Consider the following 17,699-nt stretch of genomic DNA (forward strand, 5'->3'; position numbering starts at 1 on the left):
GGTGTCAGTACATGGCCAAGCCGCCGTTGACCGCGGCCGTGGTGCCGGTCATGAAGGAGTTGTCCTCGGCGGCGTAGAAGGCGACCGCTTGGGCGACATCGGCCGGGTGGGCCAGGCGGCCCAAGGGGGTGGCGGCCACCTGCCGCTGCCTCGTCGCGTCGTCGAGCACGGCATCGGCAGTGCGGGATTCCACCGGGCCGGGCGAGACGACGTTGACCGTGATGCCCTGCGGGCCGAGTTCCTGGGCGAGATACCGGGCGAACTGCTCGAGTGCGGCCTTGGAAACGCCCAGCGCGATCATGCCCGCCCGAGGCAGGCGGCTGAGTCCGGTGCCGAGATAGATGAGGCGTCCCCACCCTCGTTCGGTCATCGTGGGCAGTACGGCTTTGGTGACCGCGAACGCCGCATGCATCTCGGCGTCGATCTTGCCGCCCAGTTCTTCCCACGTCATGTCCTGGAACGGCTTGACCGCATACGGGATGAGCGCGTTGTGCACGAGCACGTCGATGCCGCCCCAAGCCGCCTGGACCTGTCCGACCATGCTCTCGACGGCCGCCTCCTCGCGCACGTCGGCCTGCACGGCCAGGGCCTGGCCGCCCGCGGCCTCGATGTCGGCCACGACCTCCTCGGCCGCCTTGGTGTTGCGGAGGTAGTTGACCACCACGCGCATTCCTCGCGCGGCCAGAAGTCGCGCGGTGGCCGCGCCGATTCCGCTGCTGGCCCCCGTCACCAACGCCACCCGGCCGGTCGTCCCGGTCATCGGCCCACCTCCTGCTCGTCGTCGCGGGCTGTCGGGATGACCGCCCGGGGTTGTTCCTCGTCGATGCCCTGGCCTGTCGGGCGGATCGCCCCGTACAGCACGGTGTCGACGGTCGCCCGCAGCAGATCGGCCGCGGTCCAGTCCAGATCGCGCGGCAACTCCGACATGAGCAGCCGCTCCAACGCGCCGCGGGTGATCTCACTCAGCAGTTCGGGCGGCGCCGGCAGCAAGCCCTGCTGGTGTCCCTCCCGGAACAGCTCGTCGAGCCGCTGGTAGACCACCGCGTCCACACGCTGCTCCACGTACTGGCGCAGCATCGCGTCGCCCCGCCCGGTCGCGAGCTGAGGCGCGCCGATCCGCCCGAGTTCACTGCCCGCCGCGATCAGGAACCGCTGCACCCGCACGGCGAACGGCTGCCCTGCCGCGTCCTCGGTCGCCGCCACCAGCGTGCGCTCCACCGCGGCGAACTGGCGGTCCAGCACCGTGGCCAGCAGACTGCGCTTGTCCGGGAAATGACGGTAGATCGTCTTCTTGCTCATCCCGAGCTCACGAGCGAGATCGTCCATGCTCACCCGCGCGAAACCCGACCCGAAGAACAGCCGGCCGGCCGCCTCCACGATCACGTCCGCACGCCGCTCGTCACTGGGGGAAACTGAAGAAACCGAATTAGTTTCCATGGTTCCCATCGTTGCCCTCGGTCCCTGCGCTGTCAAGGCATGCCGTGCGGCCGCAGTGCCTGCCGTGCAAGCCCGGCCGGGGCGCGCTATCCGGCGGTGGCAATCCCGATGAGCAGCAGGGCGATGTCGTCCGTCCGGGGCGCGGTCTGCCGTGCATGGTCGATCAGGGTCGTGGCGAGCCGGTCCATGGGCTGGTCCGGGGCCCGGGCGAGCTGGGTGGCGAGCCCTGACATGGCGTCGTCCATGTCGACCCCGGGAGTCTCGACGAGGCCGTCGGTGTACAGGGCGAGGACGGTGCCGGGGGTCAGCGGGATCTCTGTGGCGGGATAGTCCGCGTCGGGGTCGATGCCGAGCAGCACGCCGGGTGGGAGCCGAAGGATCTCGGCGTGACCGTCCGGGCGACGCAGAACGGGCGGGGGATGGCCGGCGGTGGCAAGGTCGGCTCGGCGGTGTGCGAGGTCGAGATGGGCGTAGAGGCAGCTGACGAAGCGGCCCGGGTCCATGGCGACCAGCTGGCGGTTGGCCTGGGCGAGAGCCTGTGACGGCGTGGCCCCCGCGGCGGCGTGCGAGCGGATGGCGGGGCGCACCCGGCCCATGAGCGCGGCGGCGTTGACGTTGTGGCCCTGGACGTCTTCGATGACCGCGGCGGCGGTGCTGTCGTCGACCCGGACCAGGTCGTAGAAGTCGCCGCCGATGTCCATGCCGCGGACGCTGGGCAGATAGCGGGCCGCCACATCCAGTCCGGGAAGGTCGGGCAGCGAGTCGGGGAGCAGGGCCGCCTGCAGGGTCTTGGCGAGTTCGTTGCTGGTGTCGTACAGGCGGGCCCGTTCCAGCGCCTGCGCGATCAGGCCCGCGAGCGCGATGAAGACGACCCGCTGCTGGTCGGGAAAGGGTTGGGGCCGGTCGAAGGCGAACACGCACGAGCCCACCGGACGCCCGGAGGCGATCAGCGGCAGAAACGCCCAGGCATGCAGACCCTTCTGGTGCGGGGCGGGCGGGTAGGCCCGGGACAGCTCGTCGAAGGAGGCGTAGAAGTTGGGCACGCCGGTGGCGAGGACCCGGACCGCGGGTGCCGGGTGGGTCAGCGGCACGCCGTCGAAGTGTTCGAGCAGCGAGGGGTTGTAGCCGCTGCGGCCGATGACCCGCATTCTGCCGTTCTCGGCTGCGAGCAGGGCGACGGTCCGGGCTCCGAACGCCGCCAGCATCTCCTCGGTGACCAGATCGACCACGTCCGAGACGCCCACGGTTTCGGAGAGGGCGGCGGCCAGGTGCAGTACCCGGTAGACCTCGCCCAGGCGGATCGGCTCGCCCTGGAACGTTTCCGTCCTGGTGGGCGCCGGCTGTGAGTCTCCGCCCGGACCGGTCGGCGATATGCGGACGCTTACCCCCGAATCGTCGGGGTAGAGCTCGAACGCGAGCCACTGGTCCGGTGGGTGCATGGCGGTGTAGTAACCGGGCTTCCGGCTGACCACGGTGGCGCGGAAGTGGTCCTCGAAGGCCGGGTCGGTGTGCCCGGGCAAGGACTGCCAGGGACGCGTGCCGATCAGATCGTCGGGGCTGCTCGCGCCCAGGAGGGCGGCGGCGGTGGCGCTGACGTAGGTGAACCTGCCCTCGAGGTCGAGGGAACAACTGCCCCAGGGCAGCCGCTCGACGAGGTCGGCCGCGGCGAGCGCCTCGGCCGGCCCGCGCTTGCGGGCGGGCGGCTGCACCAGGGTGCGGGGTGTGGGTCCCGGGCCGACGGCATGGCCAGTGTCGGCGGCGTCGCGCAGGAACCGTCCCAGACGCCGACCGGCGGCACGGACCCGTTCAGGGCTCGGGCCGTCGGCACGGGTGGAGCCGGTGCCGGGCCAGAACAGCAGCAGTGCGCCCCAGACCGTGGTGCCGGTGAGGAGCGGTGCAGCGGCCACCGCATGGTGGTAGGGCAGGGCGATCGCCGTGCGCGGGTAGTGACGGGCGAGCTCCTCCGGGTCGCCGAGCCAGACGAGCTGCCGCTCGCGCACCGCATCGGTCACGGGAAAGCGGCTCGACAGCGGAACCCCGAACCAGGGCGCGAGATACTCCGCCGGCATCCCTGCGGTCACCTCCAGCCGCAGAGTCTGCCCGTCGGACGCCAGCAGGAAGACCGCTCCCGCGTGTACGCCCGTGTCACGCACGGCGAGCTCCAGCAGCCGGTCCAGCTCGGCACGGCGCAGGGAACCGGCGGTGGGCGAAGGGGGACGGGGCCCATCGGGCTGCGCCGTGCCGCCTTCCCGCATGGCGCACATACCAGTACCGTACGTCCGCACCTGCCGTGCCGCGCGGAAGCCGCTGCCGATCCCGGTCACGGACGCTGTTCCCCGCGACGGTCTGCTCGTCCCATGCGTGTCAGCGTTCGAGGACGAGGGCGAGTCCCTGGCCCACGCCGATGCAGAGGGTGGCCACGCCGGTGCCGGTGCCGCGGCGGGCGAGCTGGTGGGCGACGGTGCCGGCCAGGCGGGCGCCAGAGGCGCCGAGGGGGTGGCCGAGCGCGATGGCGCCGCCCTGGGGGTTGAGGATCGCCGTGTCGAACTCGGGCCACTCGGCGAGGCAGCCGAGGACCTGGGCGGCGAAGGCCTCGTTCAGCTCCAGTACGTCGAGGTCGGCGAAGGTCCGGCCGGCTTTGGTCAGGGCCCGGTTGACGGCTTCGACGGGGGCGAGGCCGAAGTAGTCGGGGTCGATCGCGGACACTCCCGTCGCACAGACGCGCGCCAGCGGCTCGCGGCCGGTGGCCTTCACGCCCTCCTCGTCGGCCAACAGCAGGGCGGCGGCTCCGTCGTTGAGCGGGGAGGCGTTACCAGCCGTCACTGTGCCGTCTTTGGTACGGAAGGCCGGCTTCAGCTTCGCCATCGCGGCGAGGGAGGCGTCGGGGCGTACGCACTCGTCGGCCGCGAACAGCTGGAGGTCGCCCTTGCGCTGCGGGACGGGGACGGCCGCCAACTCAGCTTCGAACAGGCCCTCTTCCTGGGCGGCGGCGGCCTTCTGATGGCTGTGCAGGGCGAACTCGTCCTGCTGCTCACGGCTGATCTCGTGCTTTTCGGCGATCAGCTCGGCCGACTCCCCGAGGGGGATGGCCCATTGCGGGTTCATCGCCGGGTTCACCATCCGCCAGCCCAGCGTGGTGGAGTACAGCTCGGCGTGGGCGGCCGGGAACGGCCTGTCGTTCTTGGGCAGCACGTAGGGGGCGCGGGTCATGGACTCGACGCCGCCGGCGACGGCGACGGAGGAGTCGCCGACGGCGATGGCGCGGGCGGCCTGGATCACGGCTTCGAGTCCGGAGGCGCACAGCCGGTTGACCGTCGCCCCGGGCACGCTGGTGGGCAGGCCGGCGAGCAGCGCCGCCATGCGGGCGACGTTGCGGTTCTCCTCGCCGGCGCCGTTGGCGTTGCCGAAGTACACGTCCTCGATACGCTCGGGATCCAACTGGGGTATGCGGGCGAGAAGTTCGCGGAGGACTTGGGCGGCCAGGTCGTCGGGGCGTACGGAGGCCAGGCCGCCGTTGTAGCGTCCGATCGGCGTGCGTACGGCGTCGACGATGTAAACGGGGTTCATAGCAGGCCCTCCGTGACGGTCAGCTTGGCGTCGGTCCTGGCGATGATCTCCTCGACGTCGACGGCCGGTGCGCACTCGACCAGCACAAGCCCCTCGTCGGTGACGTCGAGGACACCGAGGTCGGTGATGATCCGGTTCACGCAGCGCCTCCCGGTCAGCGGCAGCGCGCACTCGGTGAGGATCTTCGGCGAGCCGTCCTTGGCGGTGTGCGTCATGACGACGACGACCGTGCGGGCACCGTGGACCAGGTCCATGGCGCCGCCGATCCCCGTGATCATCTTTCCGGGGATCGCCCAGTTCGCCAGGTCTCCTTGCTCGGAGACCTGCATGGCACCCAGCACCGCGACGTCGATGTGGCCGCCGCGGATCATCGAGAATGACAGCGCCGAGTCGAAGAAGGAAGCACCTGGCAGGACCGTGACGGTCTCCTTCCCGGCGTTGACGAGATCCGGGTCGACCTCGCCCTCACCCGGGTAGGGGCCGGTGCCCAGGATGCCGTTCTCCGACTCCAGGATCACCTCCATCCCTGGCGGCAGGTAGTTCGGGATCAGCGTGGGCAGGCCGATGCCGAGATTGACGTACTGGCCGTCGTACAGCTCACGCGCGGCGCGGGCAGCCATCTCCTCACGAGTCCAGGCCATCAGCTGCTCACCGTCCGCCGCTCGATCTTCTTGTCGGCCGCCTGCTCCGGGGTGAGGACCAGCACCCGCTGGACGAAGATGCCGGGCAGATGCACCGCGTCCGGCTCGATCTCGCCGGGTTCGACCAGTTCCTCCACCTCCGCGATGGTGACCTTGCCGGCCATGGCCGCGAGGGGGTTGAAGTTGCGGGCGGACTTGCGGAACACCAGGTTCCCGTGCCGGTCGCCCTTCGCGGCCCGCACCAGTGCGAAATCGGTGCGGATGCCGTGCTCTAGCACGTACTCGGTGCCGTCGAAGTCCCGCACCTCCTTGGCCGGCGAGGCCAGCGCGACCCCGCCGGAGCCGTCGTAGCGCCAGGGCAGTCCGCCCTCGGCGACCTGCGTGCCCACCCCGGCCGGGGTGTAGAACGCGGGAATGCCGGCACCCCCGGCGCGCAGCCGTTCGGCGAGCGTGCCCTGCGGGATCAGCTCCACCTCCAGCTCCCCGGCCAGGTACTGCCGCGCGAATTCCTTGTTCGCCCCGACATACGATCCCGTCACCCGTCCGATCCGGCCTGCCGAGAGCAGTACAGCCAGGCCCGAATCCATGGCCCCGCAGTTGTTCGAGACGATCGACAACCCGCCGACGCCCCGCTCGTACAGTGCCTGGATCAGCACGTTCGGCACGCCACTCAACCCGAACCCACCCACGGCCAACGACGCGCCATCCGGCACATCCGCCACGGCCTCCAGGGCTGTATTGACCAATTTGTCCATATGCTTCGGATCCTCACATGCTCGCGTGAATTCTGGAGACCTGAATCCACGGTCCGAGGCCACGGTTCACTTGGCCATCCCGCAGATCGGCGATATTGGCTGCGATCACAGGGTTGTGATGCCGGCCTTTGTTGCACCGAACCGGTATTTTACGTCCTTGCGGGAATGAGATGCTGACGTGACAGGCGGGTCACCCCATACGCCACCAGCGCGAGCCCGAATACCTGCAGGGTCAGCCACCAGCCACCACGGAGCCTTTCCCCGTAGAGCGTGACACCGAGAGCCAGGCTCACCAGTGTGTCGCCGAGGGTCAGGGCCGGCTGGGAGGCGACCAGTGGTCCGGACTGCATGGCGTTCTCCAGCAGGAACAGGGCGCACACGCCGAGAGCGGCGAACGCGTAGGTCTGCCATGCGGCGAAGAAGGCACCCATGCCCTGGCGGCTGAGGACGACGGTCGAGGACTTCATGAGCGCGGCAGTGAGGGAGTAGGAGACGGCAGCGGCCGACCCCAGGCACGCGGCGCGGCCAGGGCCGTTGGGCAGCTTGACCGCGACGCTGCACAGCACCGCCACGGCGAGCAGGCAGCAGGTTCCCACCGCCGTCCACCGGGCCGCAGGGACCCGGAGAGTGCCACCGGTCGGCGCTGCCGCGAACAGCGCCAGGCCAAGGCCGACGGCGATACTCCCTACGGGCAGCCAGTCGGCCTTGGGCAACGGGCGCCCGAAGACGACGCTCGCGAGCAGCAGCACGAACGGCAACTCCAGCATGAAGAGCGGCTGCACGATCGCCAGCGCACCGGTGGCCAGCGCGGCGCCCTGGAACATCGCCGAGAGGACGACCCCGCCTATGCCGAGCAGCCAGACCGGGGTGCGCAGCAGGTCCCACATGAGGCCGATGCGCAGAGCGTTGGGCTGCGGGACGAGGATGGCGGCCCGGCGCTGCATCACCGTTCCCAGAGCGTTGGTTGCAGCTGCGAGGAGAGCGAAGATCGGCGACAGCACGGTCAGCATCGTTGCCTCCTGTCGGCGAATTCATTGATCGATGATCGATCGCTCTGGGTCGTTCAGGGCCCTGCGAGAAGATCTCGCGCCCTCCGGCCCGGGGCTGTCCCGGACGCCGGGTCGGAGGGCTGTCAATGGGTGGGCAATGCGCTCCTGGAACACCGATGGCCCCTGCGTGCATCCCGTCTGCCGCCGTCGTCCCGGGTGACCTCGATCACCAGCCGGGGATCAGGTGCGTGCCGGGCTGCCGGCACCTGGCCTGGGAAACGCACGAAAAGCGCCCGGATTCCTGGGTTTGCACGCTCCCTTGCGTGAACCCTCGCCGCCCGTCAATGCGGCCCGATCGGACGTCGTTTCGGTGATTTCGACAGGCATATGCCGCCTGGCAGACTTCCGGATCCACCATCCCAGTTCCTGGGCACCCCCGGCATCCCGTAGATGGGTGATATCCGTCGAGAGCCGGAGGCCCGCGCGCGGCGCCTGTCCCACGAACAAGGTATTTCACCGCCGGCGCTCGTTATCCCTCGCGGATTCCGTTGACCCCCGTCATTCAAGCATCGAGAGTCTTGTTTCCAAGCAGACGGCGGCACTGGGGAAATACTCATGAAGACATTCGTGCATCGGGGACAGATCACCAAGGTGGTCTTCGGCAGCGGTACGCGCAGCCGTATCCCTGAAGAGGCTGATGCCCTCGGATGCCGTCGGGTGCTCATCCTGTGCACACCCGGTCAAGCGGGCCAGGCAGCGGAGGTACACGACGTACTGGGTACGGCGGCGGTGGGAACCTTCACGGAAGCTGCTCCGCACACCCCCGTCGAGGTCACGCAGAACGCGGTCGCATATGCCAGGACCGTGGGAGCGGACTCGGTCCTCGCCATCGGCGGTGGCTCGACGATCGGCCTCGGCAAGGCGATCGCCCTACGGACCGGGCTGCCACAGCTGGCGCTGCCCACCACGTACGCCGGCTCGGAGATGACGCCGATCCTCGGAGAGACCGAAGGGCGCCGGAAGACGACCCGCCGACTGCCGGAAGTGCTGCCGAAGACCGTGGTGTACGACGTCGACCTGACGTTCACGTTTCCCGCGGCGGCATCGGTGGTCAGCGGCATCAACGCGATGGCGCACGCCGTGGAGGCCCTCTACGCACAGGACCGGGACCCGCTCGCCTTCCTGATGGCCGGTGAAGCGCTCGAATCCCTCATCCGCTCCCTCCCGGTCGTCGCGCAACGTCCCGACGACCGCGAGGCGCGGGCCGACGCCCTGCACGGGGCGTGGCTGGCCGGCACGTGCCTGGGCACGGTGGGCATGGCCCTGCATCACAAGGTGTGCCATGTGCTGGGCGGCACGTTCGGGCTTCCGCACGCCGAAACCCACGCTGTCGTCCTGCCGCACGTGGTCGCCTACAACGCACCGGCGGCGCCCGAGGCCATGGCACGCATCGCGAAGGCGCTGTCGGCGGTTGATGCCGCCAGCGGTCTCTTCGACTTCGCGGGAAGGCTCGGCGTCCCCCGGGCACTGCGGGACCTCGGCATGCCGGAATCGGGCATCGAGCAGGCGGCCGAACTCATCGTGCGCGACGGCTACTGGAACCCGCGACCGGTCGAACGGACGGCGGTACGCGCCCTCCTGGCCCGCGCCTGGGCAGGGCAGCAGCCGTGCACATCACCCGGCGACGGACATCCCCGGACCATGTCCGCGACCCACCACCCAACCATCACGGGAGCGCGTCATGCGTGATCTGACCAGCGACACCATCACCGAGGCCGCGATCTCGACCATGCGGAACACCAAGGATTCCCGCGTCGCCGAGATCCTGGAATCACTGGTGCGGCACCTGCACGCCTTCGTCCGCGACGTCGAACTGACGCAGGATGAATGGGCCCGGGGAGTCGACTTCCTGACGCGCACCGGGCAGACGTGCACTCCGACGCGTCAGGAGTTCATCCTGCTGTCCGACGTGCTCGGCGTCACCATGCTGGTCGACGCCCTGACCAACCGACGCCCCAGTCAGGCCACGCAGAACAGCGTGCTGGGCCCGTACTTCAGGGAGGACCGGCCGCAGCAGGCCGACGCCGCCGACATCTCCGGAGGTCTGCCCGGTACCCCGCTGTTCTTCGAGGGACGGGTCGTGGACCACGAGGGAGCGCCGGTCGCAGATGCGGCGGTGGACGTCTGGCACAGCGACTCGGACGGCCACTACGACATGGAGGTGCCCGGCCTGGACGAGCCGGCCATGCGCGCGCTGTTCCGTACTGACGGGACGGGGCACTTCGGTTTCCGTTCCATTCGCCCGTCCAGCTACCCGATCCCCGGTGACGGCCCGGTCGGCGAACTCATGAGCGCGACCAGCAGGTCGCTCATGCGTCCCGCCCATGTGCACCTGCTGATCGAGGCTTCTGGATTCCAGCGCGTGACCACCATGCTCTTCCCCTCGGACGACCCGTACCTGGACACCGATCCGGTGTTCGGTGTCAGGCAGTCGTTGATCGAGTGCTACGACACGTACGCGGCCGACTCCGGGCCCTACCGGGGAACGACCGAGGTCCCGTACACCCTGCTGCGCCACACCTTCGTCCTCGAACCCCTCGTCACGGACTGATCCCCACGGCGCCACCACGACGAGAGCCGGTCATCCACCAGGACGGCCGACGCCGAACACTCCATCACACCGCGGGGTTCGGCCCCGCATTCACGGAGGTCCTCAGATGAGTGAAACCCTCGACAAGGTCTTCGGCTTCCGCGCCACGATGAGCCGACTCGCCACAGGCGTCAGCGTGATCACCACACGCTCGGGCAGCACGGCCATCGGCATGACGGCGAGCGCCGTCTCCGCGCTGTCCCTCGAGCCGCTCCAACTGATCGTGTGCATCGGCAACCAGCTGTACACGCGAACCGCGATCGCCGAGCACGGTCGCTTCGCCGTCAACGTCCTCGGCGAGGACAGCGAGCACCTCGCGCGGAACTTCGCCGTTTCCAAGCCGGACAAGTTCGCGGGTGTGGAGATCATCGACGACCACGGCGTGCCGGTGCTGAAGGACGCCATCGCGGCTGTCGTGTGCGACGTCGCCGCGGCACTGCCCGGCGGCGATCACACCATCTTCGTGGGCGACGTCCGCCACTTCGAACACCGGGTGGAAGGCCGGCCGCTGCTCCACTTCGGCGGAGACTTCGGCACGCTCAGGCCCCCCTGCTAGCGCCGGTGAAAGCGGCCCGACGGAGGCTGCCATACCCCTGACCCGGACCACTACGCCCCCGGCGTCCGGCTCCTGCAGGCGAGCCACGGACGCCGGGGCTCAGCTCGTCCCGACGACTCCACCGAAGGTGCCATGACCAGTTCCGTGCCGACCTTCAAGCTGCGTCCTGCGGACCAGCCCCCGCACCTGCTGACCCGCCCCCGGCTGCTGCGCCGGCTGGACGCGTCGACCGAGCCCGTGGTGGTGGTCTCCGCGCCCGCCGGTGCCGGAAAGACGGTGCTCCTGACCGAGTGGGCGCGAAGTCTCGCAACGCGTGGCACGTGCGCCTGGCTCAGCCTGGACGCGTACGACAACGCCCCGGGCCGGCTCTGGGCGGGCATCCTGCGGGCATTGCAGCAGGTACGACCGGAACTGCCCGACCACCCCCAAAGCGGCGAGTGGACACTCGACGCGTGGCTCGAGGAGATCCTGCCGAGCCTCGTGACCGGACTGGACGGACAGGGACCGCTCGCGCTGATCCTCGACGGAGTGGAATCGATCACGGACGTCGACGCGGTCCGCAGCCTTTCGGACTTCCTGACAAGGCTTCCGCAGGGCTTTCGGGTCGTTCTGTCGACCCGTCACGTACCGGGTGGACCCGTACCGACGCTGCGCGTTCGGGGCGCGGTCGCGGAACTCGACCAGCACGACCTGGCCTTCACCCCCGAGGAGGCGCACGCCGTGCTCACCGATCTGCTCGGGTCCGCTCCGGCCCCGGACACGTCGAGCGCGCTGTACGAGGCCACCGAGGGGTGGGCGGCGGGAGTGTGCATCATGGGCCGTACCCTCGCCCGCTCGTCGGACGACGCCGATACGAAGGCCGGCCTGGCCCGTGGCAGGCGAGCGGTCACCGAATACCTGGCCGCCGAAGTGCTCCACCGGCTCACCACCGAACAGCGCCGGTTCCTGCTCCGCACCAGTGTGCTCGACGAGCTGAGCGCCGGGCCGTGCCGGGCCCTCGCCGGGGACCGGGCGGGCGTACTGCTGCGTGAGCTCGCACGGACCGTCCAACTGCTCGTACCCGTCGCCGCAGATCCCTCGGCATACCGGCGTCACCGCGCACTGTCCGCGCTGCTCTGCGATCTCCTCGGATCCGAAGGGCCGGAGACCGCCGTAACGTTGCACCGATCGGCGGCTCGGTGGTACTCACGGCATGGCGAGACGACCGCGGCCGTACGGCACTGGGTGCGGGGCGGTGACGAGGCCGCCGCCGTCGCGTCGATACTCCAGGACTGGGAACAGGCGATCTCGGCAGGCCGCAGCCGGGAGGTCGCGGGGTGGCTTGACCTCTTGCCGCCCCGCACGGTCGCCGCCGACGCACGACTGTGCGTGGTGGCGGCGATGGCGGCCCTCTCGAGGGGCGCGCCGGAAACGGCCCGGCGCTGGCTGGATGTGGTCCGGCTCAGGGAGCCGGGAGCGGAGACGGTCGGCGAGGGCAGCACGGTGTCCGATGCGGCAGCCGTCGCCCAGGCCGTGGCCTGCTGGCTCCAGGGGGAGATCCTGACCGGCGACCGACTCGCCGAAACCGTCTTCGCCGGCACCGTCCCGTTGACTTCCTGGCGTGCCCTGGCCTGTACGGCCCGCGGTACCGCTCTGCTGTGGATCTCGCGGTACGAGGAGGCCGAGGCGCTGCTCGGCGAGGCGACCCGTGACGCGCATGCCGCCGGGCACGGCCTGACGCTCGTCCGCGCGCTGGGCCTGCGGGCGCTGTGCGCCCTGCTGGCCGGACGCCATGGGCCGGCGCGCATGCTGAGCGACGAAGCCCTGGACGCGGCCGGGGCGGCCGGCCTGCAGCGGCACTTCGTCGCGGCGCCCGCCTACATCGGCAGGGCCGGCCTGCTCCTCGATGAGGGACGGGCCGACGAGGCCGAACGGACCCTGGCCGACGCGGAAGCGGCGCTGGCGGACTCGTCCGGGACCGGCAGCGAACCCCAGATGCACGCCTGGTACCACGTCACACGGGCAAGACTTGCCACTGCTCGGCACAACACGGCCGCCGCAGGGGAGGCCCGTGCGGCGGCCGAGCGGGCAGCGGCCCGGTGCGAGTCACCAGGAGCACTGACGAACCTGCTCGGGCGAGTCGGCGAGGACACCGTCGTGCCGCTGGTCGTGTCCGGCCCAAAGGAGCTGTCGCTCGGGGAGCGCCGGGTGCTCCGCGCCCTGTGCGGTCCGCTGACACTGCGTGAGATCGCCGCCGAGTTCTATGTGTCCCACAACACCGTCAAGACACAGGTACGGGCGATCTTCCGCAAACTCGGCGCACACGACCGCAGCGCAGCGGTCGCCAGGGCCCGGGAGTGCGGCATGCTCTGACCCGGGCCCCGGCATCCTGCTACGAGGCGTTCTGACGAGAGGCGTCCTGGCGTCGGGCGTAGTCCGCCTGGGCCAGGTACGCGGTCTCCTTCTCCCCGTCGCTGCTCACGCCCTCGATGCCGCAGACCTTGCGCGCGAGGTCCGCCATGCTGCCGGTGGGGGACATCTCGGCACGTTTCATCGTGAGGCTTCGAATGGCCAGCAGGGGTGTGCCGTTGAAGTTCTCGAAGGTGCTGATGCGGTCGCCCCAGTCGGACAGGAACATGTCGCGGATCACGCGGCTGATCTTCAGCCGGTCGTGCGGCCTGCCGACCGGTCCGGTCTGCAGCGCCGCCAGCCACGGCCGCAGTTCGGGCCGCTCCCACTGCCCTTCGGTGGGATAGATGAGCGCGGCACGACCGGACAGGTCGATGAGCTCGTGGGTCAGGTCGGTGATGTGCTCGATGTAGTACGCCCGCCCGAAGTCGAACATCAGGACGTTCGGCTTGTAGATGCCGCCGGGAGTGAAGAACCCTTCGTCCTCCGAGGCGATCACATGCGCCTTGAGCGTCTGGAGGAAGCCGGCGAACCGGGCGATCCGGGCCTGGACGGGGGGCAGTTGGTAGGTGCCGATGTGCTCGGTGATCAGCAGGGCCAGACCGAGCATCAGCTCGGCCTTCACCATGGCACGCACCAGCGAGTGGTAGTGCAGCCAGTCGAAGACGCGCTGCGGGTACAGCGAGGCGTGCTCGGGGTTGCCGATGTGGAAGACGCGGTTCCAGGGGATGAGCACGTCCTCGAACACGATGATGCTGTCCAACTCGTCACCCTGCGAGGCGAGCGGGTGCTCCACCTCCTCGCCGTCGCGGACGTTGCTCTCGCGGCAGATGATGGTGACCCCAGGGGTGTTGGGCTTCACCGCCCCGTAGATGATCTGCTCCGACACGATGCCGGGGCGGTAGAAGACGCCGATGTGGATCCAGTCCCCGAAGGCCGCGCCGGTGCTGATCGCCTTCACACCCCGCACGGTGATGCCCTCGTCCGAGGTGGCGACCACCCGCAGCGCGGGGGACTGGGCCTGTGCGGAATCGCGCGAGCGGTCCGCCTGCGGGTCGACGAAGGCCGGCGTCGCGTTGAGGTCGCCGTCCCGCATCACGTTCCAGAAGCCGAGGATCCCCCCGGTGAGGTCCCGCCCGTCGGTCCCGACGGACTGGCTGCTCCAGGGCTCGGGGTCGTCGACGTAGGTCAGCAGGACGTAGTTGTTGACGTCCGGTGTGCGCGGGATCGCACCGCCGCCCAGTTCCCGCTGCACCGTCTCCATGTAGCGCCGCTTGCGCAGCAGATCCTCCTTGGAGCGGTGCTGGAACCATGTCATGGACCGCCGGACACCGTCCTCGTCCACGAACGTCATGACGTCCTCGAGGTCCGGGCGGTGGTGCAGATCGTAGAAGTCCGCGATGCTCCGGGCGTACGCCCTCGTCCTGGGGTGCGTGGCCACGTTGTCGACGAGCTCGTCACCCACCCACACCGTGCGGCCGTCGTTCAGCGCCGCCAGGTATTCCTTGCCTGTACGCACGTCATGTTCCTCTCGGGGGCAACAGTTCTGGACGCCCGGAACCATGCGTCGCGACGGGGTGAGCGGACGGCGCGGAACCGACAATCACCCGGGTGAAAGCGCCGGGCACACGGGAACCGGCGTTGAGGAGGATGTGGCCGTGCGGCATGCTGGGCCCCATGCGCGGCACAGACCCCGCGGGCGACCGGCCCGGTGGGCGTGGGAACCAGGCCATGAACGGGCTGCGCCTCAGGGGACGGGGCCGCGAGATGGCCGCACTCCGTGAGGCCCTGGACGCGGTGCGTGGCGGACGGGGCGCCTGCGTCGTCGTGGAAGGCGCACCCGGTGTCGGCAAGAGCCGGCTGCTCGCGGAGCTGGACGATCTGGCACGGCGGTCCGGGTTCGACGTGGTGTCCGTACGGGCCGACGAACTCGACCAGTACGCCGCCGGAGCCGCCCTGCAATCCGCCCTGCAGTTCTCCGACGGTTCCGAACGAGCGGCCGCGGCCACCGACGACCAGCGGCTGTGGCTGCTGGACAGCATCACGGACGCTCTGGAGGACCGTGCCCAGCGCGCCCCGGTGGCCGTGCTGGTGGACGATGCGCAGTGGGCGGATCCGGCCACGCTCCTGGTGCTGCGCACCCTGCCCCGGAGACTGGCGGCCTCGCGGATCCTGTGGGTGCTGGCGGTACGGTCGGAGACCGAGCGGCCGACCGTTGCCAGGGTGCGGGAGGACCTCGAACGCCTCGGGGCCCGGTGGCTGACCCTCGGCCCCCTGCCGCAGCAGGAGCTGCAGCACATCGCGGCCGACGTCCTCGGGGCCAAACCGTCACCCGGGCTGGCCCGGCTTCTGGGGGGCGTCGCGGGCAATCCGTTCCTGGCGATCGAACTGGTGCGCGCCTTCGCCGACGCGGACGCCGTCAAAGTGGAGGCGGGCGTGGCGAGCCTGCTGCACAACGGCATTCCCGTCGGCTTCCGGCGGAGCGTCGCCGCGCGTCTGGAGCGGCTCCCGGAAGATGCCGTGCGCCTGCTCCAGATCGGGTCCGTCCTCGGCCGGGAGTTCGACCTCGGTACGGCCGCCCGCATGCTCGGCAGGCAGGCCGGCAGCCTGCTGTCGGGCGTCGAGGCGGCGCTGAACGCCGGTCTGCTCTCCGGTGACGGGCCGCGACTGGCGTTCCGCCACGACCTCATGCGGCAGGCCGTCCACGAGAATCTGGCGCCGGCCGTACGGACCGCTCTGCACCGGGAGGCCGCCGACATTCTGCGTGGCATCGGGGCACGATCCGCCGAGGTGGCCTGGCACGTCGTCCTGTCGGGCGGACCGGTCGACGACGACGCCGTGACCACATTGACCACCGCGGTACGGGAACTGTCCTCGTCGGCCCCTGACGCGGCCGCGGACCTGGCCCAGCAGATCGCCGGACTGCTGCCCCTGCACGACCGGCGGCGCATCGCCCTGCTGACCGACGCCGCCGAGTACCTCGGCCGGACCCGCCGGGTGCACCAGGCGCTCAACCTGGTCGACGCCACCCTGTCGGACCGGCTGGAGCCGCTCCAGGAGGCGCGTCTGCGCCTGGTGGCCGCCGAGATCCACCAGGCCGCGGGGGACGACGCCGCCGCGATGACGCATCTCCAGCAGGCTCTGGCCCTTCCCGGGTTGCCGGCCGACCTGCGGGTCCGGCTGCTCAAGACCAAGGCGACGGGCCACGTGTACCTCGGGGACATCACCGCTGCCGAGCAGACCGACGTCGGACTGGTCGAGGCCTCCTACCGCAGCGAGGACCCGGCCGTCGTCGTCAGCGCCATGGTGTTCCAGTCGCAGACGTTCTTCTACCGTGGGCGTCTCGCCCGCGCCCTCGAGCTCGCCGAGGAGGCCACGGCACGCGACGGCACGGAGTCCGGCGTACTCCACCTGCGGCCGCCGCGGATTCCCGCGCTGTGGCTGGCCACGGTGCTGACCGCCACCGACCGGCTCGCGGACACCGAGCGGGTGCTGCGGGAGGGGCAGCGCGAAGCGGAGGCGCTGGGCCTGGGCTGGTCACTTCCCCACTGGCATGCGAGCCGTGCCTGCGCACTGTTCGAACAGGGGGCGCTGGACGACGCGGCGGTGGAGGCCGAGTCCAGTCTGATGGTGGCCGACGAACTCGAGATCACCCAGCTGAATCCCCAGGCCCTCTCTGTGCTGGCGTTGGTGGAGATCAGACGCGGTGACCTCGCCAAAGCCAGGGACCAGCTCCGTGCCGCCGAAGCCGGTTCCGGCACGAGTACCCAGAGGTTCGGCCTGTGGGTGTCGCTCGCGCGCGCCTGTCTGGCCCACTCGGAGGGCCGGGACGCCGCAGCGGCAGCGGCGCTGGGCGGCAGCTTCACGGATGCCGAGCCGACACAGCTGCTTGCGGTGCCGCCGTCCCACTGGCCCGGGATCGCGCGCATGGCGCTCCGCGGCGAGGACCTGTCGCTCGCGCAGGCCGTGTCCGGCGCGTTGCGCACCCTCGCCGAACAGGACGACAGCCAGCAGATCATCGGGACCGTCCGTGCCCATGTGGACGGCCTGCTCCACGACGACCGGGGTGCACTTGAGTCCGCCGTCACCGGTTACCGGAGCACCGGCAGGCGGCTGGCCCTGGCCGCGGTCTGCGAGGACCTCGGGGATCTCGTGGCCGCGTCGGGCGACACCACGTCGGCGATCCCGTACTTCGAAGAGGCGGGTGAGCTGGCGTCGGCTTCCGGAGCCCTGCGCGATCACGAACGGATCATGCGGCGCCTCAGACAGTTGGGCGTGCGCACAGCTGCCCCACGGCACCACACGACCGGCGCACCGGGATGGGAGAGCCTGACCGAGTCAGAGCGGAAGCTCATTCCGCTCGTCGTGGAGGGCCTGACCAACCGGGCCATCGCCGACCGGCTCTACGTGTCCGTGCACACCGTCAACACGCACATGAAGCACATCTTCACCAAGCTCGGCATCAACACACGCGTCGAGCTGACCCGGCTGGCGATCGAACGGGGCGGCATCTCCGACGGGGCGCACTGAGCGACGCCTGCGGCGGCGGGGCGCGGCGGCGAGGATCCCGTGAAGGGGCGATGCCGGCGCCTGGCGCACGGGTGATGCTGGTCGCGACGGCGCCACAGGCACGGCGCCGTCGGCGATCCGATCACAAGCGGACGGCTGAGCCCGGAGAGCGACGGGGCCGCGTACCAGGCGCTCGAGAAGGAGTAC

Annotated in this window: 13 protein-coding genes; 5 read left to right on the plus strand and 8 right to left on the minus strand. The window is 70.3% G+C overall.

What is annotated here, in order from left to right:
- Positions 1–4: 4 nt before the first annotated feature.
- The 7 genes from AB0D93_RS09600 to AB0D93_RS09630 form a co-directional block, all read right to left on the minus strand.
- Complete coding sequence (locus AB0D93_RS09600; protein ID WP_362115725.1) at positions 5–760, minus strand: SDR family oxidoreductase; 756 nt, start codon at positions 758–760, stop codon at positions 5–7.
- A complete protein-coding gene (locus AB0D93_RS09605; RefSeq protein WP_362115728.1) occupies positions 757–1,446 on the minus strand; it encodes a TetR/AcrR family transcriptional regulator in 690 nt (229 codons plus the stop codon). Before AB0D93_RS09605 ends, AB0D93_RS09600 begins: the two co-directional genes overlap by 4 nt.
- A gap of 77 nt (positions 1,447–1,523) precedes the next feature.
- Complete coding sequence (locus AB0D93_RS09610) at positions 1,524–3,761, minus strand: SpoIIE family protein phosphatase (protein ID WP_362115731.1); 2,238 nt, start codon at positions 3,759–3,761, stop codon at positions 1,524–1,526.
- Between the two features lie 40 nt (positions 3,762–3,801).
- Entirely contained in the window at positions 3,802–5,004 is a 1,203-nt protein-coding gene (locus AB0D93_RS09615; RefSeq protein ID WP_362115734.1) for a thiolase family protein, read from the minus strand.
- A complete protein-coding gene (locus tag AB0D93_RS09620; protein ID WP_362115737.1) occupies positions 5,001–5,645 on the minus strand; it encodes a CoA transferase subunit B in 645 nt (214 codons plus the stop codon). The genes AB0D93_RS09615 and AB0D93_RS09620 overlap by 4 nt, the downstream gene beginning before the upstream one ends.
- On the minus strand, positions 5,645–6,400 hold the full coding sequence (locus AB0D93_RS09625; RefSeq protein ID WP_362115740.1) for a CoA transferase subunit A: 756 nt from the start codon (positions 6,398–6,400) through the stop codon (positions 5,645–5,647). Before AB0D93_RS09625 ends, AB0D93_RS09620 begins: the two co-directional genes overlap by 1 nt.
- A gap of 149 nt (positions 6,401–6,549) precedes the next feature.
- Positions 6,550–7,410, minus strand: coding sequence for a DMT family transporter (locus AB0D93_RS09630; RefSeq protein ID WP_362115743.1), 861 nt, complete (start codon positions 7,408–7,410; stop codon positions 6,550–6,552).
- A 594-nt stretch (positions 7,411–8,004) separates the two neighbouring features.
- Here AB0D93_RS09630 and AB0D93_RS09635 point away from each other — a divergent pair.
- From AB0D93_RS09635 to AB0D93_RS09650, 4 genes are all read left to right on the plus strand, one after another.
- Entirely contained in the window at positions 8,005–9,138 is a 1,134-nt protein-coding gene (locus AB0D93_RS09635; RefSeq protein WP_362115746.1) for a maleylacetate reductase, read from the plus strand.
- Positions 9,131–10,000: a dioxygenase gene (locus tag AB0D93_RS09640; protein WP_362115749.1), complete on the plus strand. Its 870-nt coding sequence runs from the start codon at positions 9,131–9,133 to the stop codon at positions 9,998–10,000. The genes AB0D93_RS09635 and AB0D93_RS09640 overlap by 8 nt, the downstream gene beginning before the upstream one ends.
- 106 nt (positions 10,001–10,106) lie before the next feature.
- On the plus strand, positions 10,107–10,595 hold the full coding sequence (locus tag AB0D93_RS09645) for a flavin reductase family protein (protein ID WP_234518359.1): 489 nt from the start codon (positions 10,107–10,109) through the stop codon (positions 10,593–10,595).
- A gap of 132 nt (positions 10,596–10,727) precedes the next feature.
- Positions 10,728–12,947 (plus strand): LuxR C-terminal-related transcriptional regulator, encoded by a 2,220-nt coding sequence (locus AB0D93_RS09650; RefSeq protein WP_362115754.1) that lies wholly within the window; start codon positions 10,728–10,730, stop codon positions 12,945–12,947.
- Between the two features lie 19 nt (positions 12,948–12,966).
- Here the strand turns inward: AB0D93_RS09650 and AB0D93_RS09655 are convergent, their stop codons facing one another.
- On the minus strand, positions 12,967–14,502 hold the full coding sequence (locus tag AB0D93_RS09655) for a 4-hydroxyphenylacetate 3-hydroxylase N-terminal domain-containing protein (protein ID WP_362115757.1): 1,536 nt from the start codon (positions 14,500–14,502) through the stop codon (positions 12,967–12,969).
- 158 nt (positions 14,503–14,660) lie between these two features.
- Here AB0D93_RS09655 and AB0D93_RS09660 point away from each other — a divergent pair, with 158 nt between their 5' ends.
- Entirely contained in the window at positions 14,661–17,513 is a 2,853-nt protein-coding gene (locus AB0D93_RS09660; protein WP_362115760.1) for an AAA family ATPase, read from the plus strand.
- Positions 17,514–17,699: the final 186 nt, after the last annotated feature.

Origin of the sequence: Streptomyces sp. NPDC048191 (genome assembly GCF_040652655.1) — a bacterium.
GTDB lineage: Bacteria > Actinomycetota > Actinomycetes > Streptomycetales > Streptomycetaceae > Streptomyces.

What these genes read in the sequence shown, in the direction of transcription:
- AB0D93_RS09615 (WP_362115734.1), bottom strand. Translation starts at nt 5,004, where the DNA reads ATGAACCCCGTTTACATCGTCGACGCCGTACGCACGCCGATCGGACGC.
- AB0D93_RS09635 (WP_362115746.1), top strand. Translation starts at nt 8,005, where the DNA reads ATGAAGACATTCGTGCATCGGGGACAGATCACCAAGGTGGTCTTCGGC.
- AB0D93_RS09625 (WP_362115740.1), bottom strand. Translation starts at nt 6,400, where the DNA reads ATGGACAAATTGGTCAATACAGCCCTGGAGGCCGTGGCGGATGTGCCG.
- AB0D93_RS09650 (WP_362115754.1), top strand. Translation starts at nt 10,728, where the DNA reads ATGACCAGTTCCGTGCCGACCTTCAAGCTGCGTCCTGCGGACCAGCCC.
- AB0D93_RS09640 (WP_362115749.1), top strand. Translation starts at nt 9,131, where the DNA reads ATGCGTGATCTGACCAGCGACACCATCACCGAGGCCGCGATCTCGACC.
- AB0D93_RS09620 (WP_362115737.1), bottom strand. Translation starts at nt 5,645, where the DNA reads ATGGCCTGGACTCGTGAGGAGATGGCTGCCCGCGCCGCGCGTGAGCTG.
- AB0D93_RS09605 (WP_362115728.1), bottom strand. Translation starts at nt 1,446, where the DNA reads ATGGGAACCATGGAAACTAATTCGGTTTCTTCAGTTTCCCCCAGTGAC.
- AB0D93_RS09645 (WP_234518359.1), top strand. Translation starts at nt 10,107, where the DNA reads ATGAGTGAAACCCTCGACAAGGTCTTCGGCTTCCGCGCCACGATGAGC.
- AB0D93_RS09600 (WP_362115725.1), bottom strand. Translation starts at nt 760, where the DNA reads ATGACCGGGACGACCGGCCGGGTGGCGTTGGTGACGGGGGCCAGCAGC.
- AB0D93_RS09660 (WP_362115760.1), top strand. Translation starts at nt 14,661, where the DNA reads ATGCGCGGCACAGACCCCGCGGGCGACCGGCCCGGTGGGCGTGGGAAC.
- AB0D93_RS09630 (WP_362115743.1), bottom strand. Translation starts at nt 7,410, where the DNA reads ATGCTGACCGTGCTGTCGCCGATCTTCGCTCTCCTCGCAGCTGCAACC.